This is a genomic window from Saccharomonospora azurea NA-128, from assembly GCF_000231055.2.
In the GTDB taxonomy this organism is placed as follows: domain Bacteria; phylum Actinomycetota; class Actinomycetes; order Mycobacteriales; family Pseudonocardiaceae; genus Saccharomonospora; species Saccharomonospora azurea.
In genome coordinates, this window is record NZ_CM001466.1 from 2,750,643 (window position 1) to 2,767,184 (window position 16,542).

The window sequence follows — 16,542 nt, forward strand, 5'->3', positions numbered from 1 at the left end:
CCACCCGCGCCGACGAACGGCAACCCGCTCCCGCCGCGGGTCCGCGCGACGACGCGGACCTCGCCCGTGCCTCCGCCCGAGCCGCCGGTGACACCACCGGCCCCGCCGCCTCTTCCCGCCGAGCCGGACGCCGCCGACCCCGAGGACTTCGCGGCACCCGCGGCGGCTGTTGCACCCCCGGCACCGCCGGCACCCGCGGCACCGTCCGCCCCGCCCCGGCCCCGGCGGCGACCGCTTCCCGAACGCCCGGAGCGGTCGCTCGAAGACCGGCTCACGATGACCGACCAGCTGGAGCCGATCGACGACTCCACCAAGTACCGCCGCAAGATCGACGAGTCGCTGGCACGGTTCTCCGCCGCACACGACGAGCTCGAGGCGGAAGAGCGGAAGAAGCGCCAGAAGCGGGCGCGCCTGCTCGAACACACCATGACGGCGTTGCAGCGCGTCGTGCCCGTGGGCTCGAAGACCCCCCGTCGGGGCGGCCCCCGCAGCACCCACACCGACCCCGACGACGACGGGGAACCTGCACCGGCCGGGTCCGTCGCCGCCTCCGACGCGCCGACCTCGTCCGACCCCGCCTCACCCGATCCCGACCCGGCCGACTCCGACTCGCTCGACCCGGCCGACGCTGCCGACGAGCCGGCTTCGGCGCCCACCGAAGCCCCGAACCCGGCGGTCCGACGCCGCGTCCTCGCCTCGCGCGCGACCGCGATCGTCATCGCCACCCTCGTCTTCCTCGCCAGCGGCGTGGGCTGGGGCGCCAAGACCTGGTTCGAGGGCCAGTTCAACGAGATCGCGGCCCTCGACGAGGACTCGTCGGACATCCGCCGCGCCTCGGCCCAGCTCGGTGACGAGAACTTCCTGATCGTCGGCTCCGACACCCGCGAGGGCGCCGAGGACGGCGAGAACGTCGGTACGGCCGAGACCGTCCAGGGCGCCCGGTCCGATACGGTGATGCTCGCCCACGTGCCCAAGGACCGTCGGCGTGTCGTCGTGATCTCCTTCCCGCGCGACCTGGAGATCTCCCGGCCCGAATGCCGGCGCTGGAACTCGGCCACGGGCGAGTACGGCGAGCCGGTGCCGGCGGCCGACGCGGTCAAATTGAACTCCGCGTTCAACCTCGGTGGTCCCCGCTGCGTCACCAAGGTCGTCCAGCAGATATCGGGCATGAAGATCAACCACTTCGTCGGCATCGACTTCCAGGGCTTCAAGGGCATGGTCGACTCCGTCGGCGGCGTCACCATCCACTTCGACGAACCCATGCGTGACGCCGAACTGGGGCTGATCGTCGCCGAGACCGGCGACGTGGTGCTCAAGGGCGACCAGGCGTTGAGCTTCGTGCGGGCCCGCAAGGTGTACGGCGACCCGACGTTCTCTGACTACGGCCGGATGCAGCGGCAGCAGCAGTTCCTGTCCTCCCTGCTGAGCCGGGTGATGTCCGGCGACGTGCTGCTCGACATGGGCAAACTCACCGGCTTCGTCCAGGCCTTCGCCCGCTCCACGTTCGGCGAGAACATCGGCGTGGACCAGATGATGACCCTCGCGCAGTCGATGCGGGGCATGGACTCGGGCAAGGTCACCTTCCTGACCGTTCCCACCGTCGGCGAGGCGAACGAGCGCGGCAACGAGGTGTTGCTGGAGGCCGAGACGGACGCGTTGTTCAGCGCGCTCATCGAGAACACTCCCCTGCCGGGCGAGGAGGAGGAAACCCCGCAGGACACCCGGGTCGGGCAGGGCTCCGACGGCCCCGACTCGGCGCGGACGCAGCAGGCCGCTCCCGCCTGACAGGGGCCGGACACGGTCACCCGCCAGGAGGACAGCCGGGGTTCACGGGGCGTTCATCCTGCTGTACGGCAGGGGTGCTAACCCGGACGTAGAGTGACGGGCATGCGCGAGGCTTACCACGTCGAACTCGAAAATCTGGCCACGAGACTGGCCGAGATGTCCGTCCAGGTCGCGGATGCGATGGAACGGGCCACGAAGGCTCTGCTGGAGTCGGATCTGAAGCTGGCCGAGCAGGTCATCAGCGACGACAGGCTCGTCGACGACGCCCGTGCCGACTGCGAGGAGCAGGCCTACGCCCTGCTGGCTCTGCAGGCGCCCGTGGCCACCGACCTGCGGATCGTGCTGGCCGCCATCCACGCCGCGGAGAGCCTGGAGCGGATGGGAGACCTCGCTCTCCACGTGGCGAAGGCCGCCCGGCGTCGCCACCCCGATCCGGTCCTGCCGGCGAACGTCCAGCCGTACTTCGCCGACATGGGCACGATCGCGGTGCGGCTGGCCCGGAAGGTCGAGCAGATCATCAAGACGCGGGACGTCGAGGCCGCCCGCAGCCTGGAGGACGACGACGACCACGTCGACGACATCCACCGGCACCTGTTCAGCGTGATCATGGACAAGAACTGGGAGCACGGCGTCTCCACGGCGGTGGACGTGACGCTGCTGGGCCGGTTCTACGAGCGCTACGCCGACCACGCGGTGTCGGTGGCGCGGCGGATGGTGTTCGTGGTCACGGGGCGTATGCCGGGTTACAGCTCGTCCGACGCGTGAACCACTCGAACGAATGCTTGACACACCGGACGTCCACGTTCTGTACGCCTGAGAACCCCTGCAGAGCCAACGCAGCGTCACGCCGTCGTGATGTCGCCGTGATGTTCGCTGGATGTCCGGTTTCGTTCAACTTCCGTTCACCAACGCTGCCCTACAGCGTCAACTGCGGCCCATAGCGTCCTGCCCGTGAGCATCCCCCGAGGTCGGCAGCGACCGGCCTCCACCCTGTGGAAGAGGTCTACTGTGAAGCGTTACCCCCTGGGCCGCGTCATCGCTCTCCCGGCGGCTGCCGCGCTCACCCTCGGCATCGCGGCCTGTGGTTCGGCGAACGAGCAGGGCAGCGGGCAAGGCGGCGACGGCTCGGGTCTGTCGGGCACGATCTCGGGTGCCGGCGCCAGCTCGCAGGAGGCCGCGCAGAAGGCGTGGCAGGCCGGTTTCCTCGCCGACAACCCCGACGTGACGGTGAACTACGACCCGATCGGCTCCGGCGGTGGCCGTGAGCAGTTCATCAGCGGCGGTTCCGACTTCGGTGGCAGCGACGCGTTCCTCGACGACGACGAGCTGAAGGCCGCGCAGGAGCGGTGCGGCAACGTCGTCGAGATCCCGACCTATGTCTCGCCGGTCGCCGTGATCTTCAACATCGAGGGCGTCAACGAGCTGAACCTCAAGCCCGAGACGATCGCGAAGATCTTCAACCAGAAGATCACCAACTGGAACGACCCGGAGATCGCCGAGTCCAACCCGGGCGTCGACCTCCCCGACCTTGCCATCACCCCGGTGAACCGCTCGGACGAGTCGGGCACCACGGAGAACTTCGTCGAGTACCTGAAGGCCGCCGCGGGCGAGGAGTGGCCGCACGAGCCCAGCGGTGACTGGCCGGTCAAGGGTGGCGAGGCCGCGCAGGGCACCTCGGGTGTCGTCCAGGCCGTCACCAACGGCAACGGCGCCATCGGCTACGCCGACGCCAGCCAGGCCGGCAACCTCGGCACGGTGAAGGTCGGCGTCGGTGACGACTTCGTCGCCTACTCGCCGCAGGCCGCCGCGAAGGTGCTGGAGGTCTCGGAGCGCATCGAGGGTCGCGGCGACACGAGCTTCGCCTACGAGCTCGCACGCGACACCACGGAGGCGGGCACCTACCCGATCGTCCTCGTCTCGTACGCTTTGGCCTGCACCGACTACGATGACCCCGCGAAGGCCGACGTCGTCAAGTCGTACTTCAACTACATGATCAGCTCCGAGGGCCAGCAGGCCTCGGCGGACAACGCCGGCTCCGCCCCGATCTCCGACGCTCTGCGCAAGGAGCTCCAGCCTGCCGTCGACGCGATCGGTGCGGGGAGCTGAGACTGACAACCACACGGGTTCCGGGTGGTCACCACTGCCGGTGACCACCCGGTCGGCGTGTCAGAAGTCGTGGAACGTCATCGTGCGGGCACCGCGACAATCACCGGAAGGGATGGCAATTGCCCAGCACAGCGGAAGGGCCGCGAGCGCGCAAAGTGCCACAGCGGCCAGGGGACCGCATCTTCGCCGGTGCCTCCACAGGCGCAGGCGTCCTGATTCTTGTCGTACTCGCGGGTGTCGCGGCGTTCCTGCTGGTCGAGGCCTGGCCCGCGCTGCTCGCGCCCGCTGAGGACATCCCGAACGGCGAGGGGCTGGCCGTCTACATCTGGCCGCTGCTGTTCGGCACCCTGCTCTCGGCGGTGTTCGCGCTGCTCATCGCGGCCCCGCTCGCCGTGGCGATCGCGCTGTTCGTGACGTACTACGCACCCCGGCGTCTCGCGCAGGTCCTGGGGTACGTGATCGACCTGCTCGCCGCCGTCCCGAGCATCGTGTACGGCCTCTGGGGCTTCAACCAGCTCGCGCCGCTGACCGTGGAGCCGACGGGCTGGCTCGCGGAGAACCTCGGGTTCATCCCGTTCTTCGAGGGGCCGGCGTCGGCGACGGGCCGCACGATGCTCGTGGCCATCCTCGTGCTCGCCGTGATGATCCTGCCGATCATCACCGCCGTCGTGCGCGAGGCGTTCCGGCAGACGCCGAGGCTGCACGAGGAGGCGTCGCTGGCGCTGGGCGCCACCCGGTGGGAAATGATCAGGATGGCGGTGCTGCCGTTCGGCCGGTCGAGCATCATCGGCGCGTCCATGCTGGGCCTCGGCCGCGCGCTCGGCGAGACGATGGCCGTGGCGATCGTGCTCTCGGTGTCGGGCGGTGTCACCTTCAACCTCATCGGCACCGGCAACCCGGGGACCATCGCGGCCAACATCGCGCTGCAGTTCCCCGAATCCACCGGCATCTCCGTCAACACGCTGATCACCTCGGGTCTCGTGCTCTTCGCGCTCACGCTGGTCGTGAACATGGCGGCCCGCGCGGTGATCGAGCGGCGCAAGGAATTCTCGGGAGCCAACTGATGCCCACTCGAACGAGTACTCCCGACATGGACAGCAGCCCCGACCTGCACACTCCGCTCTCCGGTGTGCCGCTGACGCACGGCCAGCTCCCCAAGGGCGCGTCGTGGCTCGTGCTGGCGGTCGCCCTGCTCGCCGGTCTGGGCCTCTGGCAGTTCGGCGACTGGAACATCGCCGGCGCGGCCATCGTGGCCGGCATCGCCCACACCGTCGTCGTCTACACGTGGGCGCGTGTCGTCGAGGGCGCCCGCAAAGCGAAGGACCGGCTCGTCACGGCCGTCGTCACCGGCGCGTTCGTGCTCGCCCTGCTGCCGCTGATCTCGGTCGTCGTCACCGTGGTCACGAAGGGCATGGCCCGCTTCGACGTCGAGTTCTTCACCTACTCGATGCGGGGCATCCTCGGCGAGGGCGGTGGTGTGTACCACGCCATCATGGGCACGCTGATCATCACCGCGCTCGCGACGGTGATCTCCGTGCCCGTCGGCATGCTGACCGCGATCTACCTGGTGGAGTACGGACGCGGCAAACTCGCCAAGGCCATCACGTTCTTCGTCGACGTCATGACCGGGATTCCGTCGATCGTCGCCGGTCTGTTCGCCTACGCGCTGTTCGCGCTGGTGTTCGGGCCGGGGGTGCGCATGGGCATCATGGGCGCCGTCGCGTTGAGCGTGTTGATGATCCCCGTGGTGGTGCGCTCCACCGAGGAGATGCTCAAGCTCGTGCCGAACGAGCTGCGCGAGGCGTCGTACGCGCTCGGGGTGCCCAAGTGGCGCACCATCCTCAAGGTGGTCCTGCCGACCGCGCTGGCCGGTATCGCGACCGGTGTCACGCTCGCGATCGCGAGGGTCATCGGTGAGACGGCGCCGTTGCTGGTCACGGTCGGGATCACCACGAGCGACAACTTCGATCCGTTCGACGGCCGGATGGCCACGCTGCCGGTCTTCTCGTACTACCAGTACGTGGCTCCGGGCACGCCGCCCGAGCCGGCACTCGATCGGGCCTGGGCAGCGGCGCTGCTGCTCATCATCATCGTGATGGCGCTCAACCTCGTCGCCCGGCTCATCTCCCGGCTGTTCGCGCCGAAGACCCGCGGCTGAAGTCAAGAACCTGGATAGGAAGCACTGTGGCAAAGCGCATCGAGGTCAAGGATCTCGACATCTACTACGACAAGTTCCTCGCCGTGCAGGGCGTGTCGATGACGATCCAGCCACGGGCGGTCACCGCGTTGATCGGTCCTTCCGGCTGCGGGAAGTCCACGTTCCTCCGCACGCTGAACCGCATGCACGAGCTGGTGCCGAACGCGCGGGTGGAGGGTCAGGTCGTCATGGACGACCAGGACCTCTACGCCCCGAACGTCGACCCCGTGCGCGTGCGCACGCAGATCGGCATGGTGTTCCAGCGTCCCAACCCGTTCCCCACGATGTCGATCTACGACAACGTGGCCGCGGGGTTGAAGCTGAACAACCAGAAGATGAAGCGCTCCGAGATGGACGACGTCGTCGAGCAGTCGCTGCGCTCGGCGAACCTGTGGAACGAGGTCAAGGACCGGCTGAACAAGCCGGGCTCCGGCCTGTCCGGCGGTCAGCAGCAGCGACTCTGCATCGCCAGGGCCATCGCGGTGCACCCGGACGTTCTGCTGATGGACGAGCCGTGCTCGGCGCTCGACCCGATCTCCACCCAGGCCATCGAGGACCTGATGCTGGAGCTCAAGGAGAACTACACGATCGTGATCGTGACGCACAACATGCAGCAGGCCGCGCGGGTGAGCGACGCGACCGGGTTCTTCAACCTCAAGGGCGTCGGTCAGCCCGGTGAGCTCGTCGAGATCGACGAGACTACGAAGATCTTCTCGACGCCGCAGAACAAGGCCACCGAGGACTACATCTCGGGCCGCTTCGGCTGAGGGACCGCACGGCCGGGCGAGGGTCGTGGGCGGGGCGCGAGGCCCGGCTCACGACCCTGTCGCGTACTGGACATCGGTGTCGACCGTGGTGAAGCCGAGCTTGCGGTAGACGGCGACGGCGGGCTCGTTGTCGCCCTCGACGTAGAGGATGACCTGGTCGAGGCCGCGGTCTCGCAGGTGACGCAAACCGGCGAGGGTGAGCGCCTTGCCGAGCCCGCCGCCCTGCGCGTCGGGGTCGACTCCGACGACGTAGACCTCGCCCACGGGCTGCCCGCCGAAGCGGCGAGGGTTCGGCGGGTGCACCTTCGTCCAGTGGAAGCCCACCACCCGCCCGTCGGCGTTCTCCGCGAGGAAGAAGCCGTCGGCATCGAACCAGCTCTCGCGCTGGGCCTCCCGCAGCGCCGCGACGTCGAACGCGCTCTGTTCCGGGTGCCAGTCGAACGCACGCGCGTTCACGTCGATGACGGCCTGCTCGTCCTGCCCCGGCACGAACGTCCGCAGGCGCACGCCGTCGGGAAGAACCGGCTCCGGCCACTCCTGCTCCGCCGACGACGCGCCCATGACCAGCAGCTCCCTGGCGCGCGAGAGCCCGAACCGCGTCGCGAGCCGGGCGGCGGCCGGGTGATCGCCGTGTGCCCAGATCCGCAGGGAGCCGGTGACGGCGCCCACCAGCTCGTCGAGCATCGCCGCGCCGTGGCCGTGCCGCCGGTGTGCGGGGTGCACGATCAGTTCGGCGACCTGCCTGCCGAAGGCGTCACCCCGGGCGTCGAGGTGCGCGTAGCCGGCGAGCACCCGCGATGCGCCGTCGCCGACCAGGCACAGCAGGTGACGTGGTCCCGAGAACTCGCCCGGCAGCGCACCACCGGGCTCGACGTCCGGGCGTCCGTCGGTCTCGCGGGCGGCCAGCAGCAACGCCCGCACGTCCTCGACCCGGTCGTCCGTCAGCTCGTCGGCCCACACGAATTCGCGCATGAACCAACCCTAGCCCGGTGACGGATCAGCGGGACGGCACGAACCGCAGGTGGGGACGCTGCCTCAACCGCACCGCGAACGCTGCCGCGACGACGACCAGCAGCACCACCGTGCAGAGCGCTCCGTGCGCCAGGCCACGCAGCAGGTACGCCTCGTCCACCCCGTCGACCGCGTAGGTCGCGATCTCCCGGCTGAACCAGAACGGCAGCACCTTCGCGAGCAGGGTCGCGGGGTCGGCCATCATCTGCAGCCCGGTCACGGCGAGCAGGATGAGCGTCCCCTCCAGTTCCCGCGGGAACACGGCGCTGAGGACGAGTCCGAAAGGAGCCGAGATCAGCACGGTGATGGCCATGATGAGCGCCACCGAGCCGTGCCGGACGTCGGGCTGGTCCACCAGAATCAACACGAAGTACGGGGCCGAGAGGACGAGACCCACGAGCCACAGCGCCCCGAGCCTGCCGAGGTAGAGGTGGTGGCTGAGATAGCCGGACAGGCGCAGCCGCGGCTCCATCGACCTGCCGGAGTTGCCCGCGAACAGCGCGGCCGTGCTCAGCGCCCAGCCGAGACCGAGGCAGACGAAGCGGATCGACTGACCGAGGTGGTCGGAGCGCCTGCTGAGGTAGAACGCCAACGGCAACAGCAGCAGGATCACCAGCACCGAACGGCGCCGCAGCACCTCCCGCAACGCCATCTCGGCGACCGTGACGATCTTGTTCACGCGACAGCCCTCCCCGCCGAGGTCAGATCCAGCACGGTGTCCACGCGGTCGAGCTGGCTCAGCAGGTGGGTCACCACCACGACGGCCTTGCCGGCATCCCGCCATTCCCACACGTGCTGCCAGAAGTCCAGGTAGGAGCCCCGGTCGAAGCCCTGGTACGGCTCGTCGAGCAACACGATGTCGGGGTCACCGAGACCGGCGAGCACGAGATTGAGCTTCTGTCGCGTACCCCCGGAGAGGTGGCGCGCCTGACGATCCCGGGCAGGCTGCCAGTCCAGCTCCGCGGCCCTGCGATGTCCGACGTCCGTGGCGCGGCGCCGGGTCAGCCCGCGCCCGGCTCCGATGAGGACGAAGTGCTCGTCGGCCGACAGGAAATCGGCCGTGCCGCCGTTCTGCGGGCAGTAGCCGAGCGTCCCGTGGACCCGGACCTCACCGCTGTCGGTGCTCACCAGCCCGGCGCAGATACCGAGGAAGGTGCTCTTGCCGCACCCCGTTGGCGCCGACGACGGCCACGATCTGGCCCGCCCGCACCGTGAGGTCGACCCCGGACAGCACGGTGTGGCGGCCGTACTTCTTGGTGATGCCCCGCACGTCGAGCACGACCCGGCCGGGCGGGCGCCGGGTCCGGCCGATGCTGTCGACCACCACGTCGGCGTACGTCCGCGGGCTGCCGAAGGACTGCGCCGGCGGTTCCCCGCTGTCCTGCAGGTGCGTGGCGGTCTCGGCGACCACCTGGCGTAGAGCGGGCGGTGCCACGCCCCGCCGTCGCAGCTCGTTCGCGAAAGCGGCGAGCCAGTCGTCGTACTGCGTCCTGCGCGTCGTCATCAGCGTCCTTTCCCCAGGATCGAGTCCACGCCGTGGCGGAAGGCGTGCCACTCCGCAGCGGTGTCCCGCAGGGCCTCGTCACCTGCCGGGGTGATCCGGTCGCGAACTAAGTAGGCTGGCTACCTAGTAGGCGAAAAAGAACGCCACCCCGCCCGAAGGCGGAATGGCGCAGCGGTCTCGCGGCGTCAGCGCGGGGACAGCTCCTCGGCCGGGTCCCCGGCCAGGTCCTCGGCCAGGTCCTCGGAGAACGCGGACCCCTTCGCGGCCTTGGCCGGGCGTTCGAACTTGTAGCCGACGTTGCGCACCGTGCCGATCAACTGCTCGTGCTCGGGCCCCAACTTGGCCCGCAGGCGCCGGACGTGCACGTCCACGGTGCGCGTGCCGCCGAAGAAGTCGTAGCCCCACACCTCCTGCAGCAGCTGAGCCCGCGTGAAGACGCGGCCGGCGTGCTGGGCGAGGTACTTCAGCAGCTCGAACTCCTTGTACGTGAGCTCCAGCGTGCGCCTGCGCAGACGTGCGGTGTAGGTGCCCTCGTCGATCACCAGATCACCGACCCGCAGCTCGCCGTCGGTCGCGTCCTGGGCCCCCTCGCGGGTGGTGACCAGCCTCAATCGGGCGTCCAGCTCGGCGGGCCCGGCGGTGGGGAGCACAATGTCGTCGGTGCGCCATTCGGAGGTCACCGCCACGAGTCCGCCCTCGCTCACGACCGTGATCACCGGAGTGGGGTTGTCCCCCTCGCCGGAGCCCTTCAGCAGGCGGCACAGACTCCTGGCCGACGCGAGGTCGCTGCGGGCGTCGAGGACGATGACGTCCCGAGGCCCCGCGTCCAGGAGGGCGGTGACCTCCGGAGCGCGCACCCGTACCGTATGCGGGAGCAGTTCGAGTGCGGGGAGGACGGAGATGGCTCGCTGTTCGGGCGTCAGCATCAACAGGTCCAGGCTCATCGCCACCACCTCGCACACCATGCTTTCCACGGACACCGAAACGGTGTCCCGGTTCAGTCGAGAATAGTGCCGGGTCCCGCGGTCGCAGAAGTTCTGGAACCGGGGTCACACCAGATCGGGGCCGCTGAAACACGCAATTAACAGAACGGATGTGGTTGTGAACACCGCGGTAACCGACAGGACGCAGTCGGACGGGACAAGGAGCCGACGCCGGATGAAGCGTCTCGTGATCGTGCTGGTCGTGCTCGTGGGGCTGTTGGTGGGCGCCGACTTCGCCGCCGCCGCCTTCGCCGAACACACCGTGTCACAGAAAGCGCGCGAACAGCTCGGGTTGAGTGATGATCCGGCGGTCGAAATCCACGGCTTCCCGTTCACGACACAAGCGTTGTCGGGCGAATACGATCACATCAGCATCGGTGCCCAGGGCGTCCGCGTGCAGGATTTGCAGGACGTCGCCGTGCGCGCCGACCTCCACGGCGTCACCGCGCCGATCTCCGACCTCACCGCGGGTAACGTCGACAACATCAGGATCGACCGGCTCGCGGGCGAGATCACGCTGAAGGCGAGCGACATCGCCCGCGTGGCTCCGCTGACGAACATCGACGACCTGCGCATCGAGCCGTCCTCGAAGGCGTACGTGCTCCACGGCGAGGGCGTCGACGAGGAGCGGGAAGCCCAGGTCGAGGAGGACACCGACGACTCCACCGCGGGCGTGCGACTGTCCGGCAAGGCCGACGTCGCGGGCGAGCGCATCGAGATCTTCGCCTTCGCGATGATCGAGTTGGAGGGCACCACGATCCGCATCACGCCGCACCGCCTCCAGTTCGGCAACGACCAGGAGACCACCGTCGTCCCCGACGAGGTGCAGCAGGCACTGCTCCCGCACTTCGAGGCCGACATCAACGCCGGTGAGATGCCGTTCACGGTGACCCCCACCGCGGTCCGGGTCGACTCGGGCTCCCTGACGTTGCACGGTGAAGCCAAGAACGTCACGTTCGCGGGCGCCTCGAACGCGTTCGGCGGCTGACCGCCCGATGACCGGTCTGCTCGTGCTCGGGGGCACGCTCGTCGCGGGCGTGCTCGCCGGCACGCTGCTGTCCCTACGCAACGGGAGGATCCACCGCACCACCATGTCGGCCCCGTCACCGAACCCGCGCGACTCGCTCCCGGCCGCCGTCGCCGACGCACTGCGGCCCGGCGCGATCACGCTGGTCCAGCTGTCGACCACGTTCTGTGCCCCCTGCCGACACGCCCGCGCGGTGCTGGCGCGGGTCGCGGAGACCGCCGACGGTGTCGCCCATGTCGACCTCGACATCACCGACCGGCCGGAGGTCGCGCAGACGCTGCGGGTGCTGCGCACGCCCACCACGATCGCCTTCGACTCCGAGGGAGCCGAACTCCTCCGGATCAACGGTGTTCCGACCACGGACGCGGTGCGCGCCGCTCTGGCCCCGCACCTGCGTCTCACAGAGTGAACATCGTTCCCGTAGGTGAGTGACGTGGGTACGCTCGGTCGCGTGACCAGGCTGCCCCTCTACCTCCTGACGAAACGGCGCGCCGTCGACCTGTGCCGCGTACGGAGCAGCCTGTGTCCGAAGACCAGCGCCGCGAACATCCATCGGTCGACGTCTCGGAGGTGACATGTCCGCAGGAGCTTCCGTGGACCCGCGTGGGCCCCGGTTCGCGGCTGCGGTCACCACGGTCGTCCTCGCGGTCGTGCTCGTCACCGAGTGGTGGCCGCTTCTGGCGGCCCAGACCGTGGTGTTCGCCCTCGGCGCCTTCGTGGGCCTGTCGGCCGCCCCGTACTCGATGCTCTACCGCGTGCTCGTCGCGCCGAGGTTGACGCCGACGAGCGAGCGCGAGGCCACGGCGCCGCTGCGCTTCGCTCAGGCCGTCGGGTTCGTGTTCGCCCTCGTGGGCACCGTGGGCTTCGTGACGGAGCTGACCGTGCTCGGACTGGTGGCGACGGCCTTCGCACTGTTCGCCGCGTTCCTCAACGCGGCCTTCGACTTCTGTCTGGGTTGCGAGGTGTATCTGCTGGTGCGGCGGGTCACACCACGAACCAAGCGTGCGTGACGCGAACCACCCAGCAACCTGGTCGTCCTGTTTTCCCGATTGATGAAGAAAGTGAGTGCCGCCATGAGCCGTGAAGACGTGCTGGTCACCACAGACTGGGCCGAGGAGAACCTCAACACTCCGGGCATCGTGTTCGCCGAGGTGGACGAGGACACCACCGCCTACGACGGTGGTCACATCCCCGGCGCCGTGAAGATCGACTGGAAGGCGGAGCTGCAGGACCCGGTGCGTCGCGACTTCGTCGACTGCGAGGGCTTCGAGAAGCTGATGTCGGAGAAGGGCATCGGCAACGACGACCTCGTGATCCTCTACGGCGGCAACAACAACTGGTTCGCCGCCTACGCGTACTGGTACTTCAAGCTGTACGGGCACAACGCGGTGAAGCTGCTCGACGGCGGCCGCAAGAAGTGGGAGCTCGACGGCCGGCCCCTGTCCACGGACCCGGTGAACCGCGAGCGCACGGACTACAAGGCCAAGGAGCAGGACCACTCGTTGCGCGCCTTCCGCGACGAGGTCGTGGAGGCCATCAACCAGAAGAACCTCGTGGACGTCCGCTCGCCGGACGAGTTCACGGGCAAGCTGCTGGCCCCGGCGCACCTGCCGCAGGAGGGCGCCCTGCGCGGCGGCCACATCCCCAGCGCCATCAACGTACCGTGGTCGAAGACCGCGAACGAGGACGGCACCTTCAAGTCCGACGAGGAGCTGGAGCAGCTTTACAAGGACGCGGGCCTGGACACGTCGAAGCCGACCATCGCCTACTGCCGCATCGGCGAGCGCTCCAGCCACACGTGGTTCGCGCTGCGTGAGCTGCTCGGCCTGCAGGACGTGAAGAACTACGACGGCTCGTGGTCCGAGTACGGCTCGCTGGTCGGCGTGCCGGTGGAGACGGGAGAGCAGAAGCGATGAGCGACGGATGCGGAGCACCGGCGCAGACCGCGACACCGGCTGACGCCGACGCGAACGGCCAGGTGGTGGTCGCGGGCACGGTCACCGGCACCGACGGCCCGCTCGGCGGCGCGTACGTGCGCCTGCTCGACGCGACGGGCGAGTTCGCGGGCGAGGTGCAGGCCTCACCCCAGGGCGACTTCCGCTTCTACGCCGCGCCGGGCGCGTGGACGGTGCGCGTCCTGCACCGTTCGGGCAAGGGCGAGGCGGACGTGCGGGCCGACGGGCCCGGCGTCCACCGGGTCGCCGTCGCCGTCTCCTGACCCGCACGCCGGATCGACACAGCAAGCAACCCGAAGGCCACCCCACCGCCGTGGTGGGGTGGCCTTCGTTGTGTCAGTTCTCTCAGGGCCCGGACCGGTGCTGCCGGCGCCGCGCGGGTTATCCTTCGGCCGTGGAGTTTCTGTTTACGGCACTGATGGTGTTGGTCGTCGTCGCGTCCGTGTGGTTCAGCGCGTACGTGGTGTACCGCCTGTACACCGACCACTGATCCGCGCCTCGACACCGACACCGAGACAGCGAGCCACGACGTCATGACGAGCGGCGACGACGCAATCCGAGCTGCTGCGGAGCGCGCCGAGAAGACGGCACACCGCAACCTGCCGCAGTTCGACGACCTGCCCATCCCCGGTGACACCGCGAACCTGCGGGAGGGCGCCGAGCTGAATGACGCCTGCCTGGCCCTGCTTCCCCTCGTGGGGGTCTGGCGTGGCCAGGGCGAGGTCAGCTACCCGACGGTCGACCGCTCGCACCGGTTCGCCCAGCAACTGGTCATCGCCCACGACGGCAGGCCGTTCCTCCACCACGAGTCGCGGACGTGGCTGCTGGACGACAACGGCGACGTGCTGCGCCTCGCGGCGCGCGAGACCGGCTGGTGGCGGCCTCAGGCCGACGACACCATCGAGCTGCTGCTCGCCCACTCCACGGGCATCGTCGAGCTCTTCTACGGCAAGCCGCGCAACCAGACGGCGTGGGAGCTCGGCACCGACGCCGTGGTGCGTTCCGCCACCGCCCAGGACGTCACCGCCGCCAAGCGCCTGTACGGCCTCATCAACGGCGACCTCGGCTGGGTCGAGGAACGCGCGATGGTGGGCCAGCCGATGACCCCGCACTGCTCGGCGGTGCTGCAGCGCGTGGTCGGCTGACCCCGCCTCAGGCGTACTGCTTCTCGTAGGCCTCGCACAGCTCGCGGTGGATGGCCGTGGAGTCGGTCAGCCGCGTGCCGTCGAGCGTGTGGACCCTCGTCACCTTCCGCACCGACGACACGAGGAACAACCCGTCGGCCGACGTCAGGTCCTCCACCCGCAGGTTCTCGACCTTCGCCGTCCACCCCGCGTCCTCGGCGGCCCGGAACACGGCGCGCTGCGTGGTGCCGGGCAGGATGCCGACCGTCGGCGGCGGCGTGTACAGCGTCCGGCCCTTCACCACGACGACCGTGGACGTCGGGCCCTCCAGCACCGTGCCGTCCGTCGCGGTGAAGACGACGTCGTCGGCCCCGCGCCGCCCCGCCTCGCGCAGCGCGGCCAGGTTCACGGCGTACGACAGCGTCTTGGCGCCGAGCAGCAGCCAGGGGGCGCGCTCGGCGACGTCCGGCCCGAACCCCCGGTCGAGCGTCGCCACCGCGACGCCCTCGGCCCGGGCCGTGCGGACCTTGTCGTCGATGTCCATGCCCAGCGCGTAGCAGAACGGCTCGGCGTCGGGGTCTCCCTCCGACCCGCGCGTGTAGACCAGCTTGACGGCGATCTCCGGGGCCCCCTGCCAGTTGTGGATCACCTGCTGCACCGCACGCTCCCACGCGCCGAGATCGGGTTCGGGGAGGTCGAGCATCGCCGCCGACCGCGCCAGCCGGTCGAGGTGCGGGCCGAGCTCGCGGGGCTTTCCGTCCACCACGAGGACGGTCTCGAAAATGCCGTCACCACGCAGAACACCCGTGTTGTCCACGCGGACGTACGGCTTGGTGGGGTCTCCGAGAGTTCCGTCGAGGAACGCCAAAACGCGCATGGGACCACCGTACTCACCCGTGATCGACGATCCAGCCTACGATCGGGGTATGGCGTATGAGTCTCCGCTGCTGAGGCGTCCCGGCGCCGTCGCACCCCCCGACGACCTTCCCGAGGCCGGTGTGCCGTGGCACTGGGGTGACCCGTTCGCCGAGCAACGCACCGCCAGCCGCGGCGTCGCCGTGGTCGACCGCTCGCACAGGCAGATCCTGACCGTCACGGGCGAGGAACGGCTGTCGTGGCTGCACCTGGTCATCTCGCAGCACGTCACCGAGCTTCCGGACGGTGAGGGCACCGAGGCACTCGTCCTCGACAGCCAGGGCCGGATCGACGCGCACATGGTGCTCGCGCACGTCGACGGCACCGTGTACCTCGACACCGACCCGGGTGCCATGGCGACCTCGGCGCTGCCGAAGGGCGATCCGAAGCAGCCCCTGCAGGCCTACTTCGAGGCCATGAAGTTCTGGTCGAAGGTCGAGATCACCGACGCGACCGACGACTGGGCGCTGCTGACGTTGCTGGGGCCCGAGGTGCCCGAGCTGCTGGCGCGGTTCGACATCGCGCTCGACTCCCGCCCCTACGCGGTCACGCGTTTCTCCGGCGGTGTGGCACGCAGGATGCCGTGGCCCGGTGCGTCGAGTGTGGATCTGCTCGTGCCGAGGGCGGAGCTCGACGACTGGTGGACCCGGCTCACCGATGCCGGGGCCCGCCCCACGGGCACCTGGGCCTTCGACGCGCTGCGCGTGGAGTCGCGACGGCCGAAACTGGGCGTCGACACCGACGAACGCGCCATCCCGCACGAGGTCGGCTGGATCGGCTCCGCCGCGCACGTCGCGAAGGGCTGCTACCGCGGTCAGGAGACCGTCGCCAAGGTGCACAACGTGGGCAGGCCGCCGCGCCACATGGTGCTGCTGCACCTCGACGGGTCGCAGGAGATCTACCCGGAGACGGGCGATCCGGTGCTGCTGGGCGAGCGCACGATCGGCCGGGTCGGCAGCGTGGCCCAGCACCACGAGCTCGGCCCCATCGCGCTGGCTCTGCTCAAGCGCTCCACCCCGTGGGACGCCGAACTGACGGTGGGCACCGAGGACCGCGTGGTGCAGGCTTCGGTGGACCCCGACTCGGTTCCGCGCGCACACGCCGCCCCGGGACGAGAGGCCGCGCAGCGTCTACGTGGCTGAATGTGCTGCCGTTCCACTGGTGGATT

The 16,542-nt window shown here is 69.5% G+C and carries 20 protein-coding genes; 14 read left to right on the top strand and 6 right to left on the bottom strand.

The genetic code is table 11. The features are described from left to right. The first annotated feature begins 276 nt into the window (after positions 1–276). The 6 genes from SACAZDRAFT_RS12340 to pstB all read left to right on the top strand — a co-directional run bounded on the left by SACAZDRAFT_RS12340 (position 277) and on the right by pstB (position 6,855). Positions 277–1,785, top strand: coding sequence for an LCP family protein (locus tag SACAZDRAFT_RS12340; protein WP_040927752.1), 1,509 nt, complete (start codon positions 277–279; stop codon positions 1,783–1,785). Positions 1,786–1,887: 102 nt separating this feature from the next. Beyond that, complete coding sequence (gene phoU / locus SACAZDRAFT_RS12345; protein ID WP_005442080.1) at positions 1,888–2,550, top strand: phosphate signaling complex protein PhoU; 663 nt, start codon at positions 1,888–1,890, stop codon at positions 2,548–2,550. A 243-nt stretch (positions 2,551–2,793) separates the two neighbouring features. After that, on the top strand, positions 2,794–3,891 hold the full coding sequence (gene pstS / locus SACAZDRAFT_RS12350) for a phosphate ABC transporter substrate-binding protein PstS (protein WP_005442081.1): 1,098 nt from the start codon (positions 2,794–2,796) through the stop codon (positions 3,889–3,891). 119 nt (positions 3,892–4,010) lie between these two features. Beyond that, the gene (pstC, locus tag SACAZDRAFT_RS12355) at positions 4,011–4,955 is read left to right on the top strand and encodes a phosphate ABC transporter permease subunit PstC (RefSeq protein WP_005442082.1); all 945 of its coding nucleotides are present in this window, start codon (positions 4,011–4,013) and stop codon (positions 4,953–4,955) included. Then, on the top strand, positions 4,955–6,049 hold the full coding sequence (gene pstA / locus SACAZDRAFT_RS12360) for a phosphate ABC transporter permease PstA (RefSeq protein ID WP_005442083.1): 1,095 nt from the start codon (positions 4,955–4,957) through the stop codon (positions 6,047–6,049). The genes pstC and pstA overlap by 1 nt, the downstream gene beginning before the upstream one ends. Positions 6,050–6,075: 26 nt before the next feature. Then, a complete protein-coding gene (gene pstB, locus SACAZDRAFT_RS12365; protein ID WP_005442085.1) occupies positions 6,076–6,855 on the top strand; it encodes a phosphate ABC transporter ATP-binding protein PstB in 780 nt (259 codons plus the stop codon). A 48-nt stretch (positions 6,856–6,903) separates the two neighbouring features. On the opposite strand, the gene mshD is transcribed toward pstB, so the two are convergent. The 5 genes from mshD to SACAZDRAFT_RS12385 all read right to left on the bottom strand — a co-directional run bounded on the left by mshD (position 6,904) and on the right by SACAZDRAFT_RS12385 (position 10,314). After that, positions 6,904–7,827: a mycothiol synthase gene (gene mshD, locus SACAZDRAFT_RS12370; protein WP_005442087.1), complete on the bottom strand. Its 924-nt coding sequence runs from the start codon at positions 7,825–7,827 to the stop codon at positions 6,904–6,906. Between the two features lie 25 nt (positions 7,828–7,852). After that, positions 7,853–8,545 (bottom strand): ABC transporter permease, encoded by a 693-nt coding sequence (locus tag SACAZDRAFT_RS12375; RefSeq protein ID WP_005442088.1) that lies wholly within the window; start codon positions 8,543–8,545, stop codon positions 7,853–7,855. After that, positions 8,542–8,994: an ATP-binding cassette domain-containing protein gene (locus SACAZDRAFT_RS23800; RefSeq protein WP_232286266.1), complete on the bottom strand. Its 453-nt coding sequence runs from the start codon at positions 8,992–8,994 to the stop codon at positions 8,542–8,544. The genes SACAZDRAFT_RS12375 and SACAZDRAFT_RS23800 overlap by 4 nt, the downstream gene beginning before the upstream one ends. Continuing rightward, the gene (locus SACAZDRAFT_RS23805; protein WP_232286267.1) at positions 8,975–9,370 is read right to left on the bottom strand and encodes a P-loop NTPase family protein; all 396 of its coding nucleotides are present in this window, start codon (positions 9,368–9,370) and stop codon (positions 8,975–8,977) included. Before SACAZDRAFT_RS23805 ends, SACAZDRAFT_RS23800 begins: the two co-directional genes overlap by 20 nt. A 185-nt stretch (positions 9,371–9,555) precedes the next feature. Then, the gene (locus tag SACAZDRAFT_RS12385) at positions 9,556–10,314 is read right to left on the bottom strand and encodes a response regulator transcription factor (RefSeq protein ID WP_040927978.1); all 759 of its coding nucleotides are present in this window, start codon (positions 10,312–10,314) and stop codon (positions 9,556–9,558) included. Between the two features lie 214 nt (positions 10,315–10,528). Between SACAZDRAFT_RS12385 and SACAZDRAFT_RS12390 the strand changes: the two genes are divergently transcribed. From SACAZDRAFT_RS12390 to SACAZDRAFT_RS12415, 7 genes are all read left to right on the top strand, one after another. Further along, complete coding sequence (locus SACAZDRAFT_RS12390; protein WP_005442094.1) at positions 10,529–11,341, top strand: LmeA family phospholipid-binding protein; 813 nt, start codon at positions 10,529–10,531, stop codon at positions 11,339–11,341. Between the two features lie 7 nt (positions 11,342–11,348). Next, a complete protein-coding gene (locus tag SACAZDRAFT_RS12395) occupies positions 11,349–11,789 on the top strand; it encodes a TlpA family protein disulfide reductase (protein ID WP_005442096.1) in 441 nt (146 codons plus the stop codon). 42 nt (positions 11,790–11,831) lie between these two features. Next, entirely contained in the window at positions 11,832–11,954 is a 123-nt protein-coding gene (locus SACAZDRAFT_RS24175) for a putative leader peptide (RefSeq protein WP_350960467.1), read from the top strand. Position 11,955: 1 nt separating this feature from the next. Beyond that, the gene (locus SACAZDRAFT_RS12400) at positions 11,956–12,390 is read left to right on the top strand and encodes a DUF4395 domain-containing protein (protein WP_005442097.1); all 435 of its coding nucleotides are present in this window, start codon (positions 11,956–11,958) and stop codon (positions 12,388–12,390) included. A gap of 63 nt (positions 12,391–12,453) precedes the next feature. Continuing rightward, positions 12,454–13,296 carry a sulfurtransferase gene (locus SACAZDRAFT_RS12405; protein ID WP_040927753.1) on the top strand — a complete coding sequence of 281 codons (843 nt, stop codon included), beginning with the start codon at positions 12,454–12,456 and terminating at the stop codon, positions 13,294–13,296. Then, positions 13,293–13,598, top strand: coding sequence for a DUF1416 domain-containing protein (locus SACAZDRAFT_RS12410; protein ID WP_005442100.1), 306 nt, complete (start codon positions 13,293–13,295; stop codon positions 13,596–13,598). Before SACAZDRAFT_RS12405 ends, SACAZDRAFT_RS12410 begins: the two co-directional genes overlap by 4 nt. A 270-nt stretch (positions 13,599–13,868) precedes the next feature. Further along, a complete protein-coding gene (locus SACAZDRAFT_RS12415; RefSeq protein ID WP_005442104.1) occupies positions 13,869–14,480 on the top strand; it encodes an FABP family protein in 612 nt (203 codons plus the stop codon). Positions 14,481–14,487: 7 nt separating this feature from the next. Here SACAZDRAFT_RS12415 and SACAZDRAFT_RS12420 read toward each other — a convergent pair whose 3' ends face one another. Further along, positions 14,488–15,336, bottom strand: a complete 849-nt coding sequence (locus SACAZDRAFT_RS12420) for an aminodeoxychorismate lyase (RefSeq protein WP_005442106.1) — start codon at positions 15,334–15,336, stop codon at positions 14,488–14,490. Between the two features lie 49 nt (positions 15,337–15,385). Here SACAZDRAFT_RS12420 and ygfZ point away from each other — a divergent pair, with 49 nt between their 5' ends. Continuing rightward, entirely contained in the window at positions 15,386–16,516 is a 1,131-nt protein-coding gene (gene ygfZ, locus SACAZDRAFT_RS12425) for a CAF17-like 4Fe-4S cluster assembly/insertion protein YgfZ (protein ID WP_005442109.1), read from the top strand. Positions 16,517–16,542 lie beyond the last annotated feature (26 nt).

What these genes read in the sequence shown, in the direction of transcription:
- SACAZDRAFT_RS12340 (WP_040927752.1), top strand. Translation starts at nt 277, where the DNA reads ATGACCGACCAGCTGGAGCCGATCGACGACTCCACCAAGTACCGCCGC.
- phoU (WP_005442080.1), top strand. Translation starts at nt 1,888, where the DNA reads ATGCGCGAGGCTTACCACGTCGAACTCGAAAATCTGGCCACGAGACTG.
- pstA (WP_005442083.1), top strand. Translation starts at nt 4,955, where the DNA reads ATGCCCACTCGAACGAGTACTCCCGACATGGACAGCAGCCCCGACCTG.
- mshD (WP_005442087.1), bottom strand. Translation starts at nt 7,827, where the DNA reads ATGCGCGAATTCGTGTGGGCCGACGAGCTGACGGACGACCGGGTCGAG.
- SACAZDRAFT_RS23805 (WP_232286267.1), bottom strand. Translation starts at nt 9,370, where the DNA reads ATGACGACGCGCAGGACGCAGTACGACGACTGGCTCGCCGCTTTCGCG.
- SACAZDRAFT_RS12385 (WP_040927978.1), bottom strand. Translation starts at nt 10,314, where the DNA reads ATGAGCCTGGACCTGTTGATGCTGACGCCCGAACAGCGAGCCATCTCC.
- SACAZDRAFT_RS12390 (WP_005442094.1), top strand. Translation starts at nt 10,529, where the DNA reads ATGAAGCGTCTCGTGATCGTGCTGGTCGTGCTCGTGGGGCTGTTGGTG.
- SACAZDRAFT_RS12395 (WP_005442096.1), top strand. Translation starts at nt 11,349, where the DNA reads ATGACCGGTCTGCTCGTGCTCGGGGGCACGCTCGTCGCGGGCGTGCTC.
- SACAZDRAFT_RS12400 (WP_005442097.1), top strand. Translation starts at nt 11,956, where the DNA reads ATGTCCGCAGGAGCTTCCGTGGACCCGCGTGGGCCCCGGTTCGCGGCT.
- SACAZDRAFT_RS12405 (WP_040927753.1), top strand. Translation starts at nt 12,454, where the DNA reads ATGAGCCGTGAAGACGTGCTGGTCACCACAGACTGGGCCGAGGAGAAC.
- SACAZDRAFT_RS12410 (WP_005442100.1), top strand. Translation starts at nt 13,293, where the DNA reads ATGAGCGACGGATGCGGAGCACCGGCGCAGACCGCGACACCGGCTGAC.
- SACAZDRAFT_RS12415 (WP_005442104.1), top strand. Translation starts at nt 13,869, where the DNA reads ATGACGAGCGGCGACGACGCAATCCGAGCTGCTGCGGAGCGCGCCGAG.
- SACAZDRAFT_RS12420 (WP_005442106.1), bottom strand. Translation starts at nt 15,336, where the DNA reads ATGCGCGTTTTGGCGTTCCTCGACGGAACTCTCGGAGACCCCACCAAG.
- ygfZ (WP_005442109.1), top strand. Translation starts at nt 15,386, where the DNA reads ATGGCGTATGAGTCTCCGCTGCTGAGGCGTCCCGGCGCCGTCGCACCC.